Raw genomic sequence first — 22081 nt, forward strand, 5'->3', positions numbered from 1 at the left:
GGAGTGCGTCAGCCGCCGAAGCCGGCCACGTTCTCCTTCGTGACCACCTTCACCGGCACCATCACCGACTGCTCGACCTTGTCCCCCTCGGCCGTCCGCACGGCGTTGGCCACCGCGATCCTGCCGAGTTCGGCCGGCTGCTGCGCCACCGACGCGTACAGCGTGCCCTCCTCGACGGCCTTCAGACCGTCCGCGGTTCCGTCGAACCCGATGACCTGGACGGACTTTCCGGCCTTGGCGCCGAGCGCCTTGATCGCGCCGAGGGCCATCTCGTCGTTCTCCGCGAAGACCCCGTCGATGTCCGGGTTGGCCTGGAGCAGGTTGGTCATCACGTCCAGGCCCTTGGTGCGGTCCCAGTCGGCGGGCTGCTCGGCGACCACCTCGATGCCCGGGTAGTCCTTCAGGCCCTCGGCGAAGCCCGCCCCGCGCTCCCGGCTGGCGGAGGTGCCCGCCTGGCCCTGGAGGACCACGATCCGGCCCTTGCCGCCCAGCTTCTCGGCGAGCGCCTCGGCGGCCTGCTTGCCGCCGGTGACGTTGTCGGAGGCGACGAGCGCGGCCGTGTCGGCGTTGTTGACGGCGCGGTCGACGGCGACGAGCGGGATGCCGGCCTTGTTGACGGACTTGGCCGCCGGGGTCACCGCGTCGGAGTCCACCGGGTTGACGATGATCGTGCCGAGGCCCTCGCTGGTGAAGTTCTGGAGCTGGTTGGCCTGCTGGGAGGCGTCGTTCTGGGCGTCCGTGACGGTCAGGTCCACGCCCAGCTTCTCCGCCTCGGCCTGCGCGCCGGCGCGGATCTGCACGAAGAAGGGGTTGTTGAGGGTGGACAGCGACAGCCCGATCTTCTGGCTCTTCGCCTCCGAGGTGCCGCTGTGCAGGAAGGAGGTGGCGCCGACGACCGCCGCCGCGACCACGGCCGCGAGCAGGTAAGTGGCCGCCCGCCTGCCCTTGTTGCCGCTTGTGCCGGTGGTCACCGGGGTCGCCCCGGCCTTGCGGCGGACCGTGTCCAGCAGCACCGCCAGCGCGATCACGACACCGATCACGACCTGCTGCCAGAAGGCGGACACCGACAGGAGGTTGAGGCCGTTCCTGAGCACCGCGAGGATCAGCGCGCCGATCAGTGTCCCGGACGCCTTGCCCGTACCACCGGCGAGCGAGGCGCCGCCGATGACGACCGCGGCGATGGCGTCCAGCTCGTAGCCCTGCGCGGCCTGCGGCTGCGCGGAGGACAGCCGGGCGGCGAGCACGATGCCCGCGGCGGCGGCGAACAGCCCGGAGAAGGCGTAGATCGCGAGCTTCTGCCGCTTCACCCGCAGACCGGACAGGCGGGCCGCTTCCTCGTTGCCGCCGATCGCGTACATGGAGCGGCCGATGTACGTCCGGCCCAGCACGAACGCCGTGATCAGACCCATGCCGACCATCACCAGCACGGGCACCGGCAGCCACCCGCCGAGCGTGTCACCGAGGTGCGAGACGGAGTCCGGGAAGGCGATCGGGGAGCCCTGCGAGATCACCAGCGACAGACCGCGCGCCACGGACAGCATGGCGAGCGTCGCGATGAACGGCGGGAGTTTGCCGTACGAGATCAGAAAGCCGTTGACCAGGCCGCACGCGATGCCCGTCGCGATGGCGAGGAGCACGGCGAGGAGGACCGGGACGCCCTGCGAAGTCGCGCTCCAGGCAAGGACGGTGGCCGACAGGGCGGCGACCGAGCCGACCGAGAGGTCGATGCCCGCGGAGACGATCACGAAGGTGACGCCGAAGGCGAGGATGGCGGTCACGGCCGCCTGGACACCGATGTTGAGCAGGTTGTCCGTCGTCAGGAAGTCGCCGGACAGCGCCGACATGGCGACGACCAGGACGATCAGCGCGGTCAGCGCGCCGTTGTCGAGGAGCAGTCGGCGCAGCCCCGAGGCGCCACTCGCGCCCGTCGTGCTCTTGAGCGTGTCAGCGGCCACGGGGGGCCTCCACTTCGGTGGTAGGAGTGCTTACGGCGAGTGCCATCACGGCGTCCTGCGTGGCCTCGTCGGCCGCGAGCTCGCCCGCGATCCGGCCCTGGGCCATCACCAGCACCCGGTCGCTCATGCCGAGCACCTCGGGCAGATCGCTGGAGATCATCAGTACGGCGGCTCCGGCGGCCGTCAGTTCGTTGATCAGCTGGTAGATCTCGACCTTGGCGCCGACATCGATGCCACGGGTCGGCTCGTCGAGGATCAGCACCCGGGTGTCGGCCAGCAGCCACTTGCCGATGACGACCTTCTGCTGGTTGCCGCCGGACAACGTCCGTACGTGCTGGCCGAGTCCGGCCATCCGCACCCCGAGCTGCCCGGCGATCCGCGCGGCGGCCTCCCGCTGCCCCTTGAGATCGACGAGCCCCGCGCGGGTGGCGCCGCGCAGGGTGACCAGGCCGAGGTTCTCCTCGACGGAGGCGTCGAGCACCAGCCCCTGGCCCTTGCGGTCCTCGGGGATCAGCCCGATCCCGGCCGCCATGGCCGCGTTGACGTCGTGGCGCTTCAGAGCCGTACCGGCGACCTTGACGGCCCCCTTGTCGTACGGGTCCGCTCCGAACACCGCCCGCACCACCTCGGTGCGTCCGGCGCCGACGAGCCCGGCGATGCCGACGACCTCACCGGCGTGCACCTCGAAGCCGACGTCGTGGAAGACGCCGTCGCGGGTCAGGCCCTCGACGGTGAGCAACGCGGCGCCCTTGTCGGCCCGTTCGCGCGGGTACTGCTGCTCGATGGACCGCCCCACCATCAGGCGGACCAGTTCGTCCTCGGGAGTGGTGGCCGGGACCTGTCCGACGGAGCGGCCGTCGCGGATGACGGTGACCCGGTCGCCGAGGGCGGCGATCTCCTCCAGGTGATGGGTGATGAAGACGATGCCCACGCCGTCCTCGCGCAGCGACCGCACGATGGCGAAGAGCTTGTCGACCTCCTCGGAGGTGAGCACGGCGGTCGGCTCGTCCATGATGAGCACGCGCGCGTGCAGGCTCAGTGCCTTGGCGATCTCGACCATCTGAAGCCGCGCGATACCGAGTTCACGCACCCGCGCGCGGGGCGACACGTCGACGCCGACCCGCTTCAGCAGGACCTCGGCGTCGGTCTCCATCCGCTTCCGGTCGATCATCCCGAACCGGCGCGGCTGGCGGCCGAGGAAGATGTTCTCGGCGACCGTCAGATCGGGGACGAGGTTGAACTCCTGGTAGATGGTGGCGATCCCGAGGCGCTCGGAGTCCTGCGCACCGTGGATGCGCGTCTCCTCGCCGCCGACCAGGATCCGCCCGGCGTCGGGCGTGTGGGCACCGGAGAGCATCTTGATGAGGGTGCTCTTGCCGGCGCCGTTCTCACCGAGGAGGACGTGCACCTCGCCGCGGCGCAGATCGAAGTCGACGCCGTCCAGCGCGACCACGCCCGGGAAGGTCTTCCGTATGCCCTCGATACGCAGCAACTCGTCCGGGTCGCTCACGGCGTGCTCCTTTGCACTGGGGAGGGGGACTGCGGGGGGTTGGGGTCCTCGCCGCACGAGCGGCGTACGACGAGGCGGGCGGCGAGGGTGACTGACTGCGGGGGCCGTCCCTCGATGCGGTCGACCAGGGCCCGTACGGCGGCCCGGCCCAGCTCGCCCGTGGGCTGGGCGATCGCCGTGATCGGCGGATCGGTGTGCACGAACCACCGGATGTCGTCGAACGCGGCGAGCGCGATGTCGTGCGGGACGCGCAGGCCACGCGCGCGTACGGCGTCCAGCGCGCCGAGTGCCATCAGGTTGTCGGCGGCGAAGACGACCTCGGGCGGCTCGGGCAGGTCGAGGAAGCCCTCGGTGACCCGTCGGCCGCTCTCGGCCTGGAAGTCGCCCTGGCCGATGTAGGCGTCGGGTAGGGGGATCCCGTACTCGGCCATGGCCTCCCGGAAGGCCTCGACGCGCTCGCTGCCGGTGGTGGTGGCCGCCGGTCCCGCGATGATCGCGAGCCGCCGGTGCCCGAGCCGGTGCAGATGCGCCACGAGATCCCGTACGGCGGCCCGTCCGTCGGCCCGGACGACGGGCACGTCGAGGCCCGGGATCCACCGGTCGACGAACACCATCGGCGTCCCCGCGCGGGCGGCGTCCAGCATCAGCGGGGAGCCGCCGTCGGTGGGGGAGACGAGGAGTCCGTCGATACGGCGGTCCAGCAGGGTCCGTACGTGATGGTCCTGGAGATCCGGCCGCTCGTCGGCGTTGCCGATGATGACGCTGTAGCCGAGCGCGCGGGCCTCCTCCTCGACGGAGCGGGCCAGTTCGGTGAAGTACGGGTTGAGGACGTCGCTGATGACCAGGCCGAGGGTGCGGGTCTGATCGGTGCGCAACGACCGGGCGACGGCGTTCGGCCGGTACCCGAGCGACTCGACGGCGGCCAGCACACGCGTGCGTGCGTCCGCACTGACCGACGGATGGTCGTTCAGAACGCGCGAAACCGTGGCGACGGAGACCCCCGCCGCGGCGGCGACGTCCTTGATGCTCGCCATCGCCGATCCACCTCCTTGTGGAAACTCCCCGTGGAACCACGGATGGAATCGATTACATCGACCCTGACAGAGAGGATTGGAATCGATTACACGACGGCTGACAAGCCCCCGAGATCGGATCGTGATGTCCTGGAAGTGCGGCGTCCGTTTCCTTGAGGCCCTGACGGGGCCGGAGTGGAGGAGCCATGACGGCGGCGGCACGGAACGACGTACCCGTGGTGATGGAGGGCGGCGGGGTGGAACTGCGCACCCAGCCGATCGGCGGCGGCCTGTCCGTGGGGTACATCAGCCTGCCCCAGGGCACCGACATGGGCCCGGCGATGAAGGGCCTGCCCGACGATTCCTGCCAGTGCCCGCACTGGGGCTACCTGTTGAAGGGCCGGCTGCGGATGCTGACCCCGGACGGCGAGGACATCTACGAGGCGGGCCAGGCCTACTACTGGGCCCCCGGACACGTCCCCCTGGCCCTGGAGGACTGCGAATTCGTCGAGTTCTCCCCGACCGAGGACTTCGACAAGGTCATCGCCCATGTGAAGGCACAGGCCGGCTGAGCTGTCAGTGCCGGACGGTACCGTCGGCGCATGTCCAATCCGGCGGTGGTCGAAGGTGTGCTGGAACGCATCACGTACGCCAATGAGGAGAACGGCTACACGGTCGCCCGCGTCGACACCGGACGCGGTGGCGGCGATCTCCTCACGGTGGTCGGTGCGCTGCTCGGCGCCCAGGTGGGCGAGTCCCTGCGGATGGAGGGGCGTTGGGGTTCGCATCCGCAGTACGGCAAGCAGTTCACCGTCGAGAACTACACGACCCTGCTCCCGGCCACCGTCCAGGGCATCCGCCGTTATCTCGGCTCGGGGCTGGTCAAGGGCATCGGGCCGGTCTTCGCCGACCGCATCACCCAGCACTTCGGACTGGACACCCTGAAGATCATCGAGGAGGAGCCCAAGCGGCTCATCGAGGTCCCCGGGCTCGGCCCCAAGCGGACCAGGAAGATCGCCGACGCCTGGGAGGAGCAGAAGGCGATCAAGGAGGTCATGCTCTTCCTCCAGACCGTCGAGGTCTCCACCTCCATCGCGGTGCGCATTTACAAGAAGTACGGCGACGCCTCGATCTCCGTCGTGAAGAACCAGCCCTACCGCCTCGCCGCCGACGTCTGGGGCATCGGCTTCCTCACCGCCGACAAGATCGCCCAGTCCGTCGGCATCCCGCACGACAGCCCGGAGCGGGTCAAGGCGGGCCTCCAGTACGCCCTGTCCCAGGCGAGCGACCAGGGCAACTGCTACCTCCCCGAGGAGCGGCTGATCGCCGACGCGGTGAAGCTGCTCCAGGTCGACACCGGTCTCGTCATCGAGTGCCTCGCCGAACTGGCCGTACCGGACGAGGAGTCCGGCGACCCCGGCGTCGTACGGGAGAAGGTGCCAGGTCCCGACGGCGGCGATCCCGTCACCGCCGTCTACCTCGTCCCCTTCCACCGCGCCGAACTCTCCCTCTCCGGCCAGCTGCTCCGCCTGCTGCGCACCGACGAGGACCGTATGCCGGGCTTCCGGGACGTGGCCTGGGACAAGGCGCTGGCCTGGCTGAAGGGCCGTACGGGCGCCGAGCTGGCCCCCGAGCAGGAGGCCGCCGTCAAGCTGGCGTTGACCGAGAAGGTGGCGGTCCTGACCGGTGGGCCGGGCTGCGGCAAGTCCTTCACCGTCCGCTCGGTCGTCGAACTGGCCCGCGCCAAGAAGGCGAAGGTGCTGCTCGCCGCCCCCACCGGCCGCGCCGCCAAACGCCTGGCCGAGCTGACCGGCGCCGAGGCCTCCACCGTGCACCGCCTGCTGGAGCTGAAGCCCGGCGGGGACGCGGCGTACGACAGGGACCGGCCCCTCGATGCCGACCTCGTCGTCGTCGACGAGGCATCCATGCTCGACCTCCTCCTCGCCAACAAGCTCGTCAAGGCCGTGCCGCCCGGGGCGCACCTCCTCTTCGTCGGGGACGTCGACCAGTTGCCCAGCGTCGGCGCGGGGGAGGTGCTGCGGGATCTGCTCGCCGAGGGCGGCCCCGTCCCCGCCGTCCGGCTCACCCGGGTCTTCCGCCAGGCCCAGCAGTCCGGCGTGGTCACCAACGCGCACCGGATCAACTCCGGGCAGCATCCCGTCACCGACGGCATGAAGGACTTCTTCCTCTTCGTCGAGGACGACACCGAGGAGGCAGGCCGGCTCACCGTGGACGTGGCCGCCCGTCGGATTCCGGCCAAATTCGGGCTGGACCCGCGGAGGGACGTCCAGGTGCTCGCGCCCATGCACCGGGGACCGGCCGGCGCCGGCACCCTCAACGGCCTGCTCCAGCAGGCCATCACCCCCGGCCGCCCCGACCTGCCCGAGAAGCGGTTCGGCGGCCGGGTCTTCCGCGTCGGGGACAAGGTCACCCAGATCCGCAACAATTACGACAAGGGTGCCAACGGCGTCTTCAACGGCACGGTGGGCGTGGTCACCTCGCTCGACCCGGTCGACCAGCGCCTGACGGTGCTGACCGACGAGGACGAGGAGGTGCCGTACGAGTTCGACGAGCTGGACGAGTTGGCGCACGCCTACGCGGTGACCATCCATCGCTCGCAGGGCAGCGAGTACCCGGCGGTGGTGATCCCGGTCACCACGGGCGCCTGGATGATGCTTCAGCGGAACCTGCTCTACACCGCCGTCACCCGCGCCAAACGCCTGGTCGTGCTGGTCGGCTCACGCAAGGCGATCGGTCAGGCGGTGCGCACGGTCTCGGCGGGACGGCGCTGCACGGCCCTGGACTTCAGGCTCGCACCACGCGCGCTGGAGGTGTGAGTGCCAGGCTCTCAGCCCCGCTGAGGGAAGAGTGAGTGAAATTTGATCGATCAAACGAGTCGGAAAGGTCACAGAGCCCTTCCGGTTCTTGGTGTCGAGGGGGCAGGATGGGCAAGTTGGCGGCACTGAGTGCCGCCAATACGCCCAATGGTCGACCCCGAGTGCACTCTCCTGCGCCAAATGGGGGATGGTAGAGACAGTCAGGGCAACCTCGAAGAAGAGGCACAACGTCGGTGAGGGATGACGTGAGCGACAACTCTGTAGTACTGCGGTACGGCGACGGCGAGTACACCTACCCGGTGATCGACAGCACCGTCGGTGACAAGGGCTTCGACATCGGGAAGCTCCGCGCCCAGACCGGCCTGGTGACCCTGGACAGCGGCTACGGCAACACCGCCGCCTATAAATCCGCCATCACCTACCTCGATGGTGAGCAGGGCATCCTCCGGTATCGCGGCTACCCGATCGAGCAGCTGGCCGAGCGCTCCACCTTCCTGGAGGTCGCCTACCTGCTGATCAACGGTGAGCTGCCCACCGTCGACGAGCTGAGCACGTTCAAGAACGACATCACGCAGCACACGCTGCTGCACGAGGACGTCAAGAACTTCTACAAGGGCTTCCCGCGCGACGCCCACCCGATGGCGATGCTGTCCTCGGTGGTCTCCGCGCTGTCGACGTTCTACCAGGACAGCCACAACCCGTTCGACGAGAAGCAGCGCAACCTCTCGACCATTCGCCTGCTCGCGAAGCTTCCGACGATCGCCGCCTACGCGTACAAGAAGTCCATCGGCCACCCGTTCGTCTACCCGCGCAATGACCTCGGCTACGTCGAGAACTTCCTGCGGATGACGTTCTCGGTGCCGGCCCAGGAGTTCGAGCTCGACCCGGTCGTCGTCTCCGCCCTCGACAAGCTGCTGATCCTGCACGCGGACCACGAGCAGAACTGTTCGACCTCCACGGTCCGTCTGGTCGGCTCCTCGCAGGCGAACATGTTCGCCTCGATCTCGGCCGGCATCTCCGCCCTGTGGGGCCCGCTGCACGGCGGCGCCAACCAGTCGGTGCTGGAGATGCTGGAGGGCATCCAGAACAACGGCGGCGACGTCGACTCCTTCATCCGCAAGGTGAAGAACAAGGAGGACGGCGTCCGCCTGATGGGCTTCGGCCACCGGGTGTACAAGTCCTTCGACCCGCGCGCGAAGATCATCAAGGCCGCCGCGCACGACGTCCTCTCGGCCCTCGGCAAGTCCGACGAGCTGCTGGACATCGCCCTGAAGCTGGAGGAGCACGCGCTCTCGGACGACTACTTCGTCCAGCGCAACCTCTACCCCAACGTCGACTTCTACACCGGCCTGATCTACCGCGCCATGGGCTTCCCGACCGAGATGTTCACGGTCCTCTTCGCCCTCGGCCGCCTTCCGGGCTGGATCGCCCAGTGGCACGAGATGATCAAGGAGCCCGGCTCCCGCATCGGTCGCCCGCGCCAGATCTACACGGGTGTCGTGGAGCGGGACTTCGTCCCGGTCGAAGAGCGCTGACGCGACAGGACTCGCGACAGGACTGAAGACGCAGCACATGTGAAAGGCGCCCTGGCGCCGGTCCCCCCACGGGCCGACGTCCAGGGCGCCTTCCCATGTCCCGGTGCGGATTCCCCCCACGGGATCCGGCCGGGCGTCTGTGAGGACAGCGCCTGAATCGCTGTTGTTCGGTACTGCGTTGAGCAGAACGGGCAGAAGTTCTCGTACTACTCGGTGTGCGGTGGTGCTCGGTGTGCGGTCTGCCGGGACAACGCACGCTCGGGAGGGCCGCTCAAGCTCCCCGGTGTGCGTGCCCCGGCAACGCATCTCTGAGGAAGTCCCCCAAGACATTCCCCAGATGCCAGTTCGCGCCCCCCAAGACGCTTCCTGACATCGCCAACTTAGACCTTCGAACCCCTTCGATGGTTACGTTCACATCACTGTGATCTGCGTCTCTTGCATATGTCCGTTAGATGCGCAAGAGCCCCGATACACCGAACGAGACCCAAGCGTAAGGATGATGCGCGAGCCTTGTGAAGAGCTTATGTGAGGCTCGCGCCGGACTCCAAGGGGGTCCTAACGGAAAGTCCGCAGTCGAAGGCTGTTTGTGACGACGAACACCGAGGAGAAGGCCATCGCCGCCCCCGCGATCATCGGGTTCAGCAACCCGGCCGCGGCCAGCGGCAGCGCGGCCACGTTGTAACCGAACGCCCATACAAGGTTTCCCTTGATCGTGGCGAGCGTCCGCCGGGACAGCCGGATCGCGTCCGCCGCCACCCGCAGATCCCCGCGCACCAGCGTCAGATCCCCGGCCTCGATCGCCGCGTCCGTCCCGGTTCCCATCGCGAGCCCCAGATCGGCAGTGGCGAGCGCCGCCGCGTCGTTGACGCCGTCGCCGACCATGGCGACCGTCCGTCCCTCGCCCTGAAGCCGCCGTACCGCCTCGACCTTCTCCTCGGGCAGCACCTCGGCGATCACCTGCTCGATCCCGACCGTCCGCGCCACCGCCTCGGCCACCGCCCGGTTGTCCCCGGTCAGCAGCACCGGCGTCAGCCCCAGCGCGCGCAGCTCGCGCACGGCCTCGGCGCTGGTCTCCTTGACCGTGTCGGCGACCGCCAGCACGGCCCGCGGCTCCCCGTCCCAGCCGGCCACGACGGCCGTACGTCCCTCTCCCTCGGCCTTCTCGCGCGCCCGGGCCAACTCCCCGGGCAGTTCGGCGAAGAGGCGTCCCACGGCGACCTCATGGCCCTCCACGCGTCCGCGTACGCCGCGTCCGGGCACGTTCTCGAAGTGCTCGGCCACCGGCAGATTCCCGGCCCGCTCCTCGGCGCCCTGGGCGACCGCGCGGGCGACGGGGTGCTCGGAGGCGTGCTCCAGGGCGCCCGCGAGCCGCAGCGCCTGCTTCTCGTCGGTGCCCTCGGCGACGTACACCTCGTGGAGGGTCATCCGGCCCGTGGTCACCGTGCCGGTCTTGTCGAGGACGACGGTGTCGACCCTGCGGGTGGACTCCAGCACCTCGGGGCCCTTGATCAGGATGCCCAGCTGGGCGCCCCGTCCGGTGCCGACCAGCAGCGCGGTCGGGGTGGCGAGGCCGAGCGCGCACGGGCAGGCGATGATCAGGACGGCGACGGCCGCGGTGAACGCGTCCACCGTGTCACCGGTCGCGCCGAGCCAGCCGCCGAAGGTGGCGACCGCGAGCGCGAGCACCACCGGCACGAACACCGCGGAGATCCGGTCCGCGAGCCGCTGCACCTCGGCCTTGCCGCTCTGCGCGTCCTCCACCAGTTTGGCCATCCGCGCCAGCTGGGTGTCGGCGCCGACCCGGGTGGCCTCGACGACGAGGCGCCCGCCGGAGTTCACCGTCGCCCCCGTGACGGTGTCCCCGGCCGCCACGTCCACCGGCACGGACTCCCCGGTCAGCATGGACGCGTCCACCGCGGAGACGCCCTCGACGACGGTGCCGTCGGTGGCGATCTTCTCGCCGGGCCGTACGACGAACCGGTCCCCGACGGCCAGTTCGGCCACCGGGATCCGCCGCTCACGCCCGCCCCGCAGGACGGCCACGTCCTTGGCGCCCAGATCCATCAGCGCCCGCAGCGCCGCTCCCGCGCGCCGCTTGGCGCGGGCTTCGAGCCACCGCCCCAACAGAATGAAGGCGACGACCCCGGAGGCCACTTCGAGGTAGATCGCGGAGGCGCCGTCCATGCCGCCGACGGTGAGCCGGAAGCTCTCCCGCATCCCGGGCATGCCCGCGTCCCCGAAGAACAGCGCCCACAGCGACCACCCGAACGCGGCCAGCGTGCCGACCGAGACCAGGGTGTCCATGGTCGCGGCGCCGTGCCGGGCGTTGGTCCAGGCGGCCCGGTGGAAGGGCAGCCCGCCCCACACGACCACCGGCGCGGCGAGCGTGAGCGCCAGCCACTGCCAGTTGTCGAACTGGAGCGTGGGAATCATGGAGAGCAGCACGACGGGCGCGGCGAGCAGCGCGGAGACGGTGAACCGGCTCCGGTAGTCGGCGAGTTCGGGATCCGCGGCCGCTTCCGTGGCCGCTTCCGTCGCTGCGACGGGTGCCGGGGCGGGCTCCTCGGCCGTGTACCCCGTCTTCACGACCGTGGCGATCAGATCGGCCACCTCGACGCCCGCCGGGTAGCTGACCCGCGCCTTCTCGGTCGCGTAGTTGACGCTGGCGGTGACCCCGTCCATCCGGTTGAGCTTCTTCTCGACGCGGGCCGCGCAGGAGGCGCAGGTCATCCCGCCGATGAGCAGCTCGACCTCGGAGGGGGGCGGCCCCTCGGCGGTGGGCGTTATCGGGGCGGGAGCGGTGGAGGACATGACCGGGACTCCGTACGGTTCAGGCGGTGCCGACGAGCTCGAACCCGGCCTCGTCCACGGCCGCGCGCACATCCTCCTCGCGCAGCGCCTCCGCGGAGACCACGGTCACCTCTCCGGTGGAGGCGACGGCCTTCACGGAGCTGACGCCGGGCAGCTCGGAGATCTCGCCGGAGACGGCGCCCTCGCAGTGTCCGCAGCTCATCCCGCTGACCTTGTAGACGGCGCTCACGCTCATGTTGTTCTCCTCGTCGAGGCATGTGGGGCTCAGGGGGTCCACGAGGGTACCCGCTACCTCCACGGTATACCCCTATGGGGTATTTCTCCAACAAGGGGCGGCCGTCAGGTTGGGCTGATTTGTTCGATCCTTATGGTATTTACGCCCTATGTCGCAGGCCGGGACGCTCATCCTGATCATGTCCATCGCGGTGCTGGCGCCGCTGCTCGCGCACGGCGTGGCCCGCCTGCTCCCCGTCCCGCTCGTCATCTTCGAGATCACCCTGGGCATCCTGGTCGGCCCGGACGTACTCGGCTGGGCGGGCCGGGGTGAGGTCATCGACACCCTCGCCGACCTCGGCCTGGCGATGCTGATCTTCCTCGCGGGCTACGAGATCGAGTTCGACAAGATCCGCGGCGACACCCTGCGCCGCTCGGCATGGGCCTGGCTGATCGCGCTGGCGGTGGGCCTGAGCCTCGCCACCCTGATCTCCGGCTTCGACCGCGGCGTCTACATCGGTACGGCGCTGACCAGCACCGCCCTCGGCACCGTGATGCCCCTGCTGCGCGACGCGGGCGCGCTGCGCTCCCGGTTCGGCTCGGTGATGATGGCGTTCGGCGCGGTGGGGGAGTTCGGCCCGATCATCGCCATCGCCCTGCTGCTGAGCGGCCGTTCACCGGGTCGCTCGACGGCGGTGCTCGCCGCGTTCGCGCTGCTGACGGCGGCGGTCGTGTGGTGGGCGACGCGCCCGCGTCCGCCGTGGTTCTCCCGGGTGGTCGAGGTGACCCTCCACACGAGCGGTCAGTTCGCCGTACGACTGGTGGTGCTGCTGCTGGCGGTGATGCTCGGGCTGGCCCAGGCGCTGGGCCTGGACACCCTGCTGGGCGCCTTCGCCGCGGGAGTGATCGCCCGCCTGGTGCTGCACGGGTCGGCACCGGGAAGCGCCGAGCCGGTGATGGAGAAGGTGGAGGCGATGGGCTTCGGCTTCCTGGTCCCGCTCTTCTACGTCGTCACAGGCATCGAGTTCGACCTGGACGCCCTGCTCTCCGGCGGCCGCGTACTGCTGCTCCTGCCGGTGTTCCTGGTCCTGTTCCTCGTGGTCCGAGGCCTCCCGGTGTACGCCTTGGCCCCAAGGGACTTGGCCCCCCGAGACCGCAAGGCCCTGACCCTCTTCGCCGCCACGGCCCTCCCCTTGGTCGTGGCCATCACCACCATCGGCGTCGACGCGGGCACGATGCGCACGGACGAGGCGGCAGCCTTGGTGGGGGCGGCGATGGTGTCGGTACTGGTGTTCCCGCTGGCGGGGTTGCGTTTGCGAGGGGGGCGAGGGAAGCCGGTGAAAGAGGAGGAGGAGGCTTGGTGAACTCCGGACCGGGAGCCTTCCCCCGGAGGAAAGGAGCACAGCCCCATGCGAGCCGTAGTCTTCGAGCAATACGGTGAACCCGCCGACGTACGCCACGTGCCCGACCCCCAACCCGCCGACCACGGAGTCGTCGTACGGGTCGAGGCCACCGGCCTCTGCCGCAGCGACTGGCACGGCTGGCAGGGCCACGACCCCGACATCACCTTGCCGCACGTCCCCGGCCATGAACTGGCCGGCGTCATCGAGGCGGTGGGCCCCCGCGTCACCGGCTGGCGCCAAGGCGACCGTGTCACCGCCCCCTTCGTCTGCGCCTGCGGAAGCTGTCCGTCCTGTGCGGCGGGCGACCAGCAGGTGTGCGAGCGGCAGACCCAGCCCGGCTTCACCCACTGGGGCTCCTTCGCCCAGTACGTGGCCCTCGACCACGCCGACGTGAACCTGGTCGCCGTCCCCGACGGCCTGTCCTTCGCCACCGCCGCCTCGCTCGGCTGCCGGTTCGCCACCGCGTTCCGTGCGGTCGTGCAGCAGGGCCGGGTCGCGGCCGGGGAGTGGGTCGCGGTGCACGGCTGCGGCGGCGTCGGCCTGTCGGCGGTGATGATCGCGGCCGCCTCGGGCGCCCGGGTCGTCGCCATCGACGTATCCCCGAAGGCCCTGGACCTGGCAAGGAAGTTCGGGGCGGCGCACTGTGTGGACGCGGCGACCGTGCCGGACACGGCAGTGGCGGTCCGTGAACTGACCGGCGGCGCCCATCTCTCCCTCGACGCCCTCGGCTCGCCCGCCACTTGCGCGGCCTCGGTGAACTGCCTGCGCCGCCGCGGCCGGCACGTCCAGGTCGGCCTGCTGCCCTCGGCCGACGGCACCACCCCCGTTCCCATGGCCCGCGCCATCGGCTGGGAGCTGGAGATCCTCGGCAGCCACGGCATGGCCGCGCACACCTACCCGCCGATGCTGGAGCTGGTCCGCGCGGGGGTGCTGCGCCCCGACCTCCTGGTCACCTCCACGATCACGCTGGAGGAGACCCCGGCCGCGCTGGCGGCGATGGGCACGGCCGGGGGGTCGGGGGTGACGGTCATCGAGCCCTGGGCCTGAGAGTCCGTGTCCCGGGCTCCGAGGGCTCAGTCCTCTCTTCGGCCGCGGTTGCCGGGGCGGGCGGCGACCCAGGCGCGCACCGTGTCGGCGTACCAGAAGGGCTTGCCGCCCTCCACGTGGTCAGGCGGGGGCAGCAGACCGTGCTTGCGATAGGACCGCACGGTGTCGGGCTGCACGCGGATGTGCGCCGCGATCTCCTTGTAGGACCAGAGCCGTCGGTCGGTCATGTCGTGCACCTCCCCGCGCGCGCCACGGCGGCGGCCGGGAACGGCCGTCGGGGGTACCGGACGCTGCGCTGGCGATCACAGAAGCCTGTGCCCGGTGAAACGACGCTCAGTGACCGCGGGGCAGCGGCTGTGTGCCGGGTGTGACGCAAGACCCGCGTAGGTGCGACATGTGTGACACAAGGGGGGTATTTGTGACGAGAGTGACACCTGGCGGCCGCCCTCCCTGGCCCGATCCTCGTCGTCTCGTCCGAATGTCTGGACAAAACATTGACAGGGCTCAGTGGGCGGGGCTAGAACACCGGGGAGAGCCGATACGAAGGGAACGCGATGGCGTACGACCTGATCACCATGGGGCGGATCGGCGTGGACCTGTATCCGTTGCAGACGGGCGTCCCCCTGCCGCAGGTCACCTCCTTCGGCAAGTTCCTCGGCGGTTCGGCGACCAACGTCGCGGTCGCCGCCGCCCGCCTGGGCCGGAACACCGCCGTGATCACCCGCACCGGCGACGACCCCTTCGGCACCTATCTGCACGAGGCCCTGCACGACTTCGGCGTCGACGACCGCTGGGTCACCCCGGTCCAGGGCCTGCCGACCCCGGTCACCTTCTGCGAGGTGTTCCCGCCGGACGACTTCCCGCTGTACTTCTACCGGCAGCCCAAGGCGCCGGACCTGGAGATCGATGCCCACGAACTCGACCTGGACGAGATCCGGGAAGCGAGGATCTTCTGGGTGACGGGAACGGGCCTGAGCGAGGAGCCCAGCCGTACGGCGACGCTGGCGGCCCTGGCGCACCGGGCGAAGTCGGGCACGACGGTCTTCGACCTCGACTGGCGCCCGATGTTCTGGAAGAACCCGGACGACGCCCGCCCCTTCTACCGCGAGGCACTGCGCCACACCACGGTCGCCGTAGGCAACCTGGACGAGGTGGAAGTAGCCACGGGAGTGCGCGACCCGCACGCGGCGGCCCGAGCCCTGCTGGACGCCGGCGTGGAACTGGCGGTGGTGAAGCAGGGCCCCAAGGGAGTCCTGGCCGTACACCGCAACGGCGACCAGGCAGAGGTCCCGCCCCTCCCGGTGAAGGTCCTCAACGGCCTGGGCGCGGGCGACGCCTTCGGCGGCACCCTCTGCCACGGCCTCCTCAACGCCTGGGACCTGGAAACCCTGATGCGCCACGCCAACGCGGCCGGCGCGATCGTCGCCTCCCGCCTGGAGTGCTCGTCGGCCATGCCGACACGGGAAGAGGTAGAGGCGGCGCTCACAGCAGGAGCGGTACTAGCGCAACCAACCCAGCCACCCGCACCCGCCGAAGGCGAAGCCGAGGCCGACCGGTGACCGTCAACGTCGCGGAACTCGTCCGCACCCGCACCAGGCACCCTGAGGCCATCGCCGAAGCCGCGGCCCGCCGCAGACGACGCCCGCTGCTGGGCGACTCCGGCCGCCTCATGATCGTCGCCGCCGACCACCCTGCCCGCGGAGCCCTGGGAGTAGGCGACCGCAAGTTCGCCATGGCCAACCGGGCCGACCTCCTCGAACGCCTCTGCCTGGCCCTCTCCCGCCCAGGCGTGGACGGAGTCCTGGCCACCGCCGACATCCTCGACGACCTCCTCCTGCTCGGCGCCCTCGACGACCGAGTGGTCATGGGCTCCATGAACCGCGGCGGCCTCCAAGGCGCCAGCTTCGAACTCGACGACCGCTTCACCGGCCACCGCCCCGAGGACATCCGCCGCCTGAACTTCGACGCCGGAAAGCTCCTCCTGCGCATCGACTACGACGACCCGGGCTCCCTGAACACCCTGGAGTCCACCGCCCGCGCCGTCGACGAGATGGCGGCCCGGCAACTCCCGCTGTTCGTCGAGCCGTTCATCAGCCGTCGCACGCCCGACGGGAAACTGAGCAACGATCTCTCCGCCGAAGCCGTCACCCGCTCCATCGCCATCGCCTCGGGCCTCGGCGGCAGTTCGGCCTACACCTGGCTCAAGGTCCCGGTCACCGCCAACCCGGACGACATGGCCCAGGTCATGGAGACCTCGACGCTGCCCGCCGTACTGCTCGGCGGCGATGTCGGAGACGATCAGGAGGCCGCGTACGAGAAGTGGCGCGGCGCCCTCCAACTCCCCACCGTGCGCGGCCTGGTGGTCGGCCGTTCGCTGCTGTACCCGGCGGACGGCGACGTGGCCGCCGCCGTGGACACCGCCGTAGGACTGCTGTGAGGGCCGCATGACGACGACGAACAGGGACAGGGAGCTGTACGTCCCCAAGGGCACGACGGCGGACGCGGAGCACACGCTCAGCATTGATCCCAAGCGGGCCGGTTGGACCTACTGCGCGCTGCGGATCGTGGAGCTGGAGCCGGGCGCCACACACACCTTCGACGCCGGGGACAGCGAGTGGATCGTGCTGCCCCTCAACGGCGGTTGTACGGTGCGAACAGAACAGCACGAGTTCCAACTCCTGGGCCGGGAAAGCGTCTTCGCGTCGGTCACCGACTTCGCGTACGTACCCCGAGACGCCCGGGCACAGATCGCCTCCGGCGCGGGTGGCCGCTTTGCTTTGGCAGGAGCAAGGTGCGAGCGACGACTCCCCGCCCGCTACGGCCCCGCGCCGGAGGTCCCCATGGAGGAGCGCGGCAGCGGCAACCGGCTGCGCCATGTGCGCAACTTCGCCTCCGCCGACGCCTTCGAGTGCGATCAGCTCATCGCGGTCGAGGTGATCACCCCCGGCGGCAACTGGTCCTCGTACCCGCCGCACAAGCACGACGAGCACCGGCCGGGGGAGGAGACTGAACTTGAGGAGATCTACTACTTCGAGATCGACGGCCCGCACGGCTTCGGCTACCAGCGCGTCTCCCCCTCCCGCGAGGGCGGCTCCGACGTACTCGCGGAGGTCCGCTCCGGTGATGTCGTCCTCGTCCCCGACGGCTGGCACGGCCCGTCGATCGCCCAGCCCGGCCATGACATGTACTACCTGAACGTGATGGCGGGCCCGGGGGAGACCCGGGAGTGGCGGATCTGTTTCCACCCCGACCACACGGAGGGCTACCGATGACGACGACCCGGCTGACCGTCGCCCAGGCACTGGTCCGCTTCCTCGCCGCCCAGTACACCGAGCGCGACGGCGTACGACACCGGCTGATCGGCGCGACCTGGGGCATCTTCGGCCACGGGAACGTCGCCGGGCTCGGCCAGGCGCTCGTCGAGCACGCCGAGGTGATGCCGTACCACCAGGGCCGCAACGAGCAGTCCATGGTGCACGCGGCCGTCGGCTACGCCCGTCAGTCGAACCGGCTGTCCACCCACGCGGTGACGACGTCGATCGGCCCGGGCGCGACCAACCTGGTCACCGGCGCCGCCCTCGCGACTATCAACCACCTCCCGGTCCTCCTGCTGCCCGGCGACATCTTCGCCACCCGCCCGGCCGACCCGGTGCTCCAGCAGCTCGAAGTGCCGTACGCGGGCGACATCAGCGTCAACGACTGTCTGCGCCCGGTGTCGAAGTACTTCGACCGGATCACCCGCCCCGAGGCCCTGATCCCGGCCGCCCTCCAGGCCGCACGGGTGCTCACCGACCCCGTCGAGACCGGCGCCGTCACCCTCGCCCTGCCGCAGGACGTGCAGGCCGAGGCGTACGACTGGCCGGAGGAGTTCTTCGCCGAGCGCGTCTGGACGGTCCGCCGGCCGGGCGCCGACCCGACCGAGCTGGCCGAGGCCGTGACGGCGATCCGCACCGCCCGCCGGCCCCTGGTCGTCGCGGGCGGCGGAGTCCATCACAGCCGCGCCGAGGAGGCCCTCGCCGAGTTCGCGTCCGTCACCGGCATCCCGGTCGCCTCCACCCAGGCCGGCAAGGGCTCGCTGCGCCACGACCACCCCCAGGACGTCGGCGGCATCGGCCACACCGGCACCGCCACCGCCGACGAACTGGCCCGCACCGCCGACCTGGTGATCGGCGTGGGCACCCGGTACACCGACTTCACCACCGCCTCCGGCACCCTCTTCCAGGAGCCGGGCGTCCGCTTCCTCAACCTCAACATCGCCCCCTACGACGGCCACAAGCTCGGCGGGCTGCCGCTGGTCGCGGACGCCCGCAGCGGCCTGATGGAGCTCACCGAGGCGCTCCAGATGCACGGCCACCGGGTCGCCGACGCCTATCGCGCCCAGTACGCCGAGGACAAGGAGCTCTGGGAGCAGCGCGTCGACGCCTGCTTCGAGGCCGCCGAGCCGGACGTACGACCCACGCAGCCGCAGGTCGTCGGCGCGCTGGACGCGATCGTCGACGAGACGGACGTGATCATCAACGCGGCAGGTTCGCTCCCGGGCGACCTGCACAAGCTGTGGCGGGCCCGCTCGGCCGACCAGTACCACCTGGAGTACGGCTACTCCTGCATGGGCTACGAGATCCCGGCCGCGATCGGCGTAAAGCTCGCCGCTCCCGAGCGCAACGTCTGGGCGCTGGTCGGCGACGGCACGTATCTGATGATGCCGACCGAGATCGTCACCGCCGTGCAGGAGGGCGTCGCCATCAAGATGCTGCTCGTGCAGAACCACGGGTACGCGTCCATCGGCGGGCTCTCGGAGTCGGTGGGCGGCGAGCGGTTCGGCACCGCCTACCGCTTCCCGTCCGACGACGGCACCTATACGGGCGCCCCGCTCCCCGTCGATCTCGCCGCCAACGCGGCCAGCCTCGGCATGCGCGTGCTGCGCGCGAAAACCGTCCGGGACCTGCGCGCGGCGCTCGCCGAGGCGCGGGCCGCCGACACTCCCACATGTGTCTACGTGGAGACCGAAACGGCAGACACAGTGTCGGGCGCGCCCGAAGCGCAGGCCTGGTGGGATGTTCCTGTGGCCGAGACCGCGACCCGACCGTCGGCGGTCAAGGCCCGTGAGCTGTACGAACGGCACGTCTCCACCCGACGCCGCCACATGTGAAGGAGCAACTGGGCATGACGAAGATCGTCAACCACTGGATCGGCGGCAAGACCGCCGAAGGCGCGTCGGGCAACTACGGGCCGGTCACCGACCCGGCCACCGGCGCGGTCACCACGAAGGTCGCGTTCGCCTCGGTCGACGAGGTGGACGCCGCGGTCGCCGCCGCCAAGGAGGCGTACCTGACCTGGGGCCAGTCCTCGCTGGCCCAGCGCACCACGATTCTGTTCAAGTTCCGGGCGCTGCTGGACGCCAACCGGGACGCCATCGCCGAGCTGATCACCGCCGAGCACGGCAAGGTGCACTCCGACGCCCTGGGCGAGGTCGCGCGCGGCCTGGAGATCGTGGACCTGGCCTGCGGCATCAACGTGCAGCTGAAGGGCGAACTGTCGACGCAGGTGGCGAGCCGCGTCGACGTCTCCTCGATCCGCCAGCCGCTGGGCGTGGTCGCGGGCATCACGCCGTTCAATTTCCCAGCGATGGTCCCGATGTGGATGTTCCCGATCGCCATCGCGTGCGGCAACACCTTCGTGCTCAAGCCGAGCGAGAAGGACCCGTCGGCGGCCATCAAGCTCGCCGAACTGCTGGCGGAGGCCGGCCTGCCCGACGGCGTCTTCAACGTCGTCCACGGCGACAAGGTGGCCGTCGACCGCCTCCTTGAGCACCCCGACGTCAAGGCGGTGTCGTTCGTCGGCTCGACCCCGATCGCCCGCTACATCCACACCACCGCCTCCGCGAACGGCAAGCGGGTCCAGGCACTCGGCGGCGCCAAGAACCACATGCTGGTGCTGCCGGACGCCGACCTGGACGCGGCGGCGGACGCGGCCGTGTCCGCGGCCTACGGCTCGGCGGGCGAGCGCTGCATGGCGATCTCCGCGGTCGTGGCGGTCGGCTCGATCGGCGACGAGCTGGTGGAGAAGATCCGCGAGCGCGCCGAGAAGATCAAGATCGGCCCCGGCAACGACCCGACGAGCGAGATGGGCCCGCTGATCACGGCCGTGCACCGCGACAAGGTGGCGTCCTATGTGACCAACGCGGCCTCGGAGGGCTGCGAGGTCGTCCTGGACGGCACCGGCTACACGGTCGACGGCTTCGAGGACGGCCACTGGATCGGCATCTCGCTCCTGGACAAGGTGCCGACGAGCGCGAAGGCGTACACGGACGAGATCTTCGGCCCCGTCCTGTGCGTGCTGCGCGCGGAGACCTACGAGGAGGGCGTGGCCCTCATCAACAGCTCCCCGTTCGGCAACGGCACCGCGATCTTCACCCGGGACGGCGGCGCCGCCCGCCGCTTCCAGCTGGAGATCGAGGCCGGCATGGTCGGCGTGAACGTCCCGATCCCGGTCCCCGTCGGCTACCACAGCTTCGGCGGCTGGAAGGACTCCCTCTTCGGCGACCACCACATCTACGGCAACGACGGCACGCACTTCTACACCCGCGGCAAGGTCGTCACCACCCGCTGGCCGGACCCGTCCGAGGCCCCGGCAGGCGTCGACCTGGGCTTCCCGCGCAACCACTGAGCGGACACAGTCGGGCCCGGGCACCTCACAGGTGTCCGGGCCCGGTCGTGTCACTGCTGGCCGTTGGCCTCCTTGAGGGCCTCGGTCAGGTCGGCGGTCTGACCGGCCGGCGGGGCGTCGATGTCCTTGGTGGCGCCGAACTTGGCGAAGTCCATGGAGACCGTCATGGAGCCCATGACCTGCTTGAGCCGGACCGGCAGGTCCTTGTCGTTGACCCAGATGTCCATTTCCATGGTGCTGGCGCCGCCGGTCATGTCGCCCAGCATGCTGTCCTCGCCGCTGTAGGCCTCCTTGAACTGGCCCATGTCCTCCTGGTCGAGCACCGCGCGGTAGTGGGTGGTGCTCTGGCCGTTGATCGTCTCGGTGCCGAGGTCCTCGACGTCGTCGGCGTACTTGAGGCCCTTCAGGGAGGCCGTCGGGTTGCCGCTGTCGCCGCCGCCCTTGTAGGCCTGGCTGCCGCTCTCGCCGAACACGGCGGAGGAGTCGACCTTTATCCACTCCTTGCCCGCGATCGGGCCGGAGGCCTGCGGGTCGACGTCGTAGTAGTAGACGCCGTCGACGAGCAGACAGTGGATGGTCGGGTCGTCCTGGAGGGACTCCATCTGGGCGGCCTTGGTGTCCATCTGGATGTCGTAGGCCATGCCGTTGCCCCACGAGTAGGTGCCGTCCATGGCTATCGGCGTGCCGGTGCCCAGGTCGGTGGACATGCTCACCTCGGCCGAGCCCAGCTCCTCGGTCCGGTCGGTGGCGCGGGCGAGCGCCGCCATGATCTTGTCGGTGTTGGTGACCGCGTCGGCCGCCTTGTCCGCCGTGTCCTTGGCCGCCTCGGAGCCGCACCCGGTGGCGGCCACCAGAGCCGCCGCCGTGAGCCCCACCCAGACCGTGGTGTGCCTCAGCTTCATCTGTGTCCCCACCCCATCGACTGTGTTTTCGCTGTGTGACACACGGACTCTAACGGGCCCCACTGACACGTCCGCATGCCGGACCCCGGCAGTTTTTTCGACCTTCACCTTGCGGTTCCCGTACGGCGACAAGAACCGGGAACGGCTTACCTGTTCTGCTGTTTACGCGATCAAGAGGCCGTTTTGGCT

The 22081-nt window shown here is 70.1% G+C and carries 17 protein-coding genes; 10 read left to right on the forward strand and 7 right to left on the reverse strand.

Annotation, left to right across the window (positions count from 1 at the left end):
• Positions 1-8: 8 nt before the first annotated feature.
• The 3 genes from BN159_RS27450 to BN159_RS27460 are packed head-to-tail and all read right to left on the reverse strand — an operon-like array spanning position 9 to position 4499.
• A complete protein-coding gene (locus BN159_RS27450; protein ID WP_015660267.1) occupies positions 9-1955 on the reverse strand; it encodes an ABC transporter permease/substrate-binding protein in 1947 nt (648 codons plus the stop codon).
• Positions 1945-3465: a sugar ABC transporter ATP-binding protein gene (locus BN159_RS27455; protein WP_015660268.1), complete on the reverse strand. Its 1521-nt coding sequence runs from the start codon at positions 3463-3465 to the stop codon at positions 1945-1947. The genes BN159_RS27450 and BN159_RS27455 overlap by 11 nt, the downstream gene beginning before the upstream one ends.
• Positions 3462-4499 (reverse strand): LacI family DNA-binding transcriptional regulator, encoded by a 1038-nt coding sequence (locus tag BN159_RS27460; RefSeq protein ID WP_015660269.1) that lies wholly within the window; start codon positions 4497-4499, stop codon positions 3462-3464. The genes BN159_RS27455 and BN159_RS27460 overlap by 4 nt, the downstream gene beginning before the upstream one ends.
• A gap of 185 nt (positions 4500-4684) precedes the next feature.
• On the opposite strand from BN159_RS27460, the gene BN159_RS27465 reads away from it, so the two are divergent.
• From BN159_RS27465 to BN159_RS27475, 3 genes are all read left to right on the forward strand, one after another.
• Positions 4685-5050, forward strand: a complete 366-nt coding sequence (locus BN159_RS27465) for a cupin domain-containing protein (protein ID WP_015660270.1) — start codon at positions 4685-4687, stop codon at positions 5048-5050.
• A 30-nt stretch (positions 5051-5080) separates the two neighbouring features.
• Positions 5081-7315 carry an SF1B family DNA helicase RecD2 gene (gene recD2 / locus BN159_RS27470; protein WP_015660271.1) on the forward strand — a complete coding sequence of 745 codons (2235 nt, stop codon included), beginning with the start codon at positions 5081-5083 and terminating at the stop codon, positions 7313-7315.
• Positions 7316-7560: 245 nt separating this feature from the next.
• Complete coding sequence (locus tag BN159_RS27475) at positions 7561-8850, forward strand: citrate synthase (RefSeq protein WP_015660272.1); 1290 nt, start codon at positions 7561-7563, stop codon at positions 8848-8850.
• A gap of 555 nt (positions 8851-9405) precedes the next feature.
• Here BN159_RS27475 and BN159_RS27480 read toward each other — a convergent pair.
• Together BN159_RS27480 and BN159_RS27485 are read right to left on the reverse strand one after the other, a co-directional pair.
• The gene (locus BN159_RS27480) at positions 9406-11661 is read right to left on the reverse strand and encodes a heavy metal translocating P-type ATPase (protein ID WP_015660273.1); all 2256 of its coding nucleotides are present in this window, start codon (positions 11659-11661) and stop codon (positions 9406-9408) included.
• A gap of 19 nt (positions 11662-11680) precedes the next feature.
• On the reverse strand, positions 11681-11896 hold the full coding sequence (locus BN159_RS27485) for a heavy-metal-associated domain-containing protein (RefSeq protein WP_041819928.1): 216 nt from the start codon (positions 11894-11896) through the stop codon (positions 11681-11683).
• A gap of 148 nt (positions 11897-12044) precedes the next feature.
• On the opposite strand from BN159_RS27485, the gene BN159_RS27490 reads away from it, so the two are divergent.
• Positions 12045-13238, forward strand: a complete 1194-nt coding sequence (locus BN159_RS27490; RefSeq protein ID WP_015660275.1) for a cation:proton antiporter — start codon at positions 12045-12047, stop codon at positions 13236-13238.
• A 45-nt stretch (positions 13239-13283) separates the two neighbouring features.
• The gene (locus BN159_RS27495; protein WP_015660276.1) at positions 13284-14324 is read left to right on the forward strand and encodes a zinc-dependent alcohol dehydrogenase family protein; all 1041 of its coding nucleotides are present in this window, start codon (positions 13284-13286) and stop codon (positions 14322-14324) included.
• 26 nt (positions 14325-14350) lie between these two features.
• Here the strand turns inward: BN159_RS27495 and BN159_RS27500 are convergent, their stop codons facing one another.
• Positions 14351-14551 carry a helix-turn-helix transcriptional regulator gene (locus BN159_RS27500; RefSeq protein WP_015660277.1) on the reverse strand — a complete coding sequence of 67 codons (201 nt, stop codon included), beginning with the start codon at positions 14549-14551 and terminating at the stop codon, positions 14351-14353.
• Positions 14552-14878: 327 nt separating this feature from the next.
• On the opposite strand from BN159_RS27500, the gene iolC reads away from it, so the two are divergent.
• The 5 genes from iolC to mmsA are packed head-to-tail and all read left to right on the forward strand — an operon-like array spanning position 14879 to position 20990.
• Positions 14879-15883 (forward strand): 5-dehydro-2-deoxygluconokinase, encoded by a 1005-nt coding sequence (gene iolC / locus BN159_RS27505; protein WP_015660278.1) that lies wholly within the window; start codon positions 14879-14881, stop codon positions 15881-15883.
• Complete coding sequence (locus BN159_RS27510; RefSeq protein WP_015660279.1) at positions 15880-16761, forward strand: Cgl0159 family (beta/alpha)8-fold protein; 882 nt, start codon at positions 15880-15882, stop codon at positions 16759-16761. The genes iolC and BN159_RS27510 overlap by 4 nt, the downstream gene beginning before the upstream one ends.
• A 7-nt stretch (positions 16762-16768) precedes the next feature.
• Positions 16769-17596 carry a 5-deoxy-glucuronate isomerase gene (iolB, locus tag BN159_RS27515; RefSeq protein ID WP_015660280.1) on the forward strand — a complete coding sequence of 276 codons (828 nt, stop codon included), beginning with the start codon at positions 16769-16771 and terminating at the stop codon, positions 17594-17596.
• Entirely contained in the window at positions 17593-19473 is a 1881-nt protein-coding gene (iolD, locus tag BN159_RS27520; RefSeq protein WP_015660281.1) for a 3D-(3,5/4)-trihydroxycyclohexane-1,2-dione acylhydrolase (decyclizing), read from the forward strand. Before iolB ends, iolD begins: the two co-directional genes overlap by 4 nt.
• Positions 19474-19487: 14 nt before the next feature.
• Positions 19488-20990 carry a CoA-acylating methylmalonate-semialdehyde dehydrogenase gene (gene mmsA, locus BN159_RS27525; RefSeq protein WP_015660282.1) on the forward strand — a complete coding sequence of 501 codons (1503 nt, stop codon included), beginning with the start codon at positions 19488-19490 and terminating at the stop codon, positions 20988-20990.
• 50 nt (positions 20991-21040) lie between these two features.
• Here the strand turns inward: mmsA and BN159_RS27530 are convergent, their stop codons facing one another.
• Positions 21041-21892 (reverse strand): lipoprotein, encoded by an 852-nt coding sequence (locus BN159_RS27530; protein ID WP_015660283.1) that lies wholly within the window; start codon positions 21890-21892, stop codon positions 21041-21043.
• Between the last annotated feature and the right edge of the window lie 189 nt (positions 21893-22081).

Source organism: Streptomyces davaonensis JCM 4913 (assembly GCF_000349325.1).
Taxonomy (GTDB): domain Bacteria; phylum Actinomycetota; class Actinomycetes; order Streptomycetales; family Streptomycetaceae; genus Streptomyces; species Streptomyces davaonensis.

Coding starts and splice junctions, on each gene's coding strand:
- BN159_RS27460 (WP_015660269.1), bottom strand. CDS start 4,499: ATGGCGAGCATCAAGGACGTCGCCGCCGCGGCGGGGGTCTCCGTCGCC.
- BN159_RS27500 (WP_015660277.1), bottom strand. CDS start 14,551: ATGACCGACCGACGGCTCTGGTCCTACAAGGAGATCGCGGCGCACATC.
- mmsA (WP_015660282.1), top strand. CDS start 19,488: ATGACGAAGATCGTCAACCACTGGATCGGCGGCAAGACCGCCGAAGGC.
- BN159_RS27490 (WP_015660275.1), top strand. CDS start 12,045: ATGTCGCAGGCCGGGACGCTCATCCTGATCATGTCCATCGCGGTGCTG.
- iolC (WP_015660278.1), top strand. CDS start 14,879: ATGGCGTACGACCTGATCACCATGGGGCGGATCGGCGTGGACCTGTAT.
- BN159_RS27480 (WP_015660273.1), bottom strand. CDS start 11,661: ATGTCCTCCACCGCTCCCGCCCCGATAACGCCCACCGCCGAGGGGCCG.
- recD2 (WP_015660271.1), top strand. CDS start 5,081: ATGTCCAATCCGGCGGTGGTCGAAGGTGTGCTGGAACGCATCACGTAC.
- iolB (WP_015660280.1), top strand. CDS start 16,769: ATGACGACGACGAACAGGGACAGGGAGCTGTACGTCCCCAAGGGCACG.
- BN159_RS27495 (WP_015660276.1), top strand. CDS start 13,284: ATGCGAGCCGTAGTCTTCGAGCAATACGGTGAACCCGCCGACGTACGC.
- BN159_RS27530 (WP_015660283.1), bottom strand. CDS start 21,892: ATGAAGCTGAGGCACACCACGGTCTGGGTGGGGCTCACGGCGGCGGCT.
- iolD (WP_015660281.1), top strand. CDS start 17,593: ATGACGACGACCCGGCTGACCGTCGCCCAGGCACTGGTCCGCTTCCTC.
- BN159_RS27465 (WP_015660270.1), top strand. CDS start 4,685: ATGACGGCGGCGGCACGGAACGACGTACCCGTGGTGATGGAGGGCGGC.
- BN159_RS27485 (WP_041819928.1), bottom strand. CDS start 11,896: ATGAGCGTGAGCGCCGTCTACAAGGTCAGCGGGATGAGCTGCGGACAC.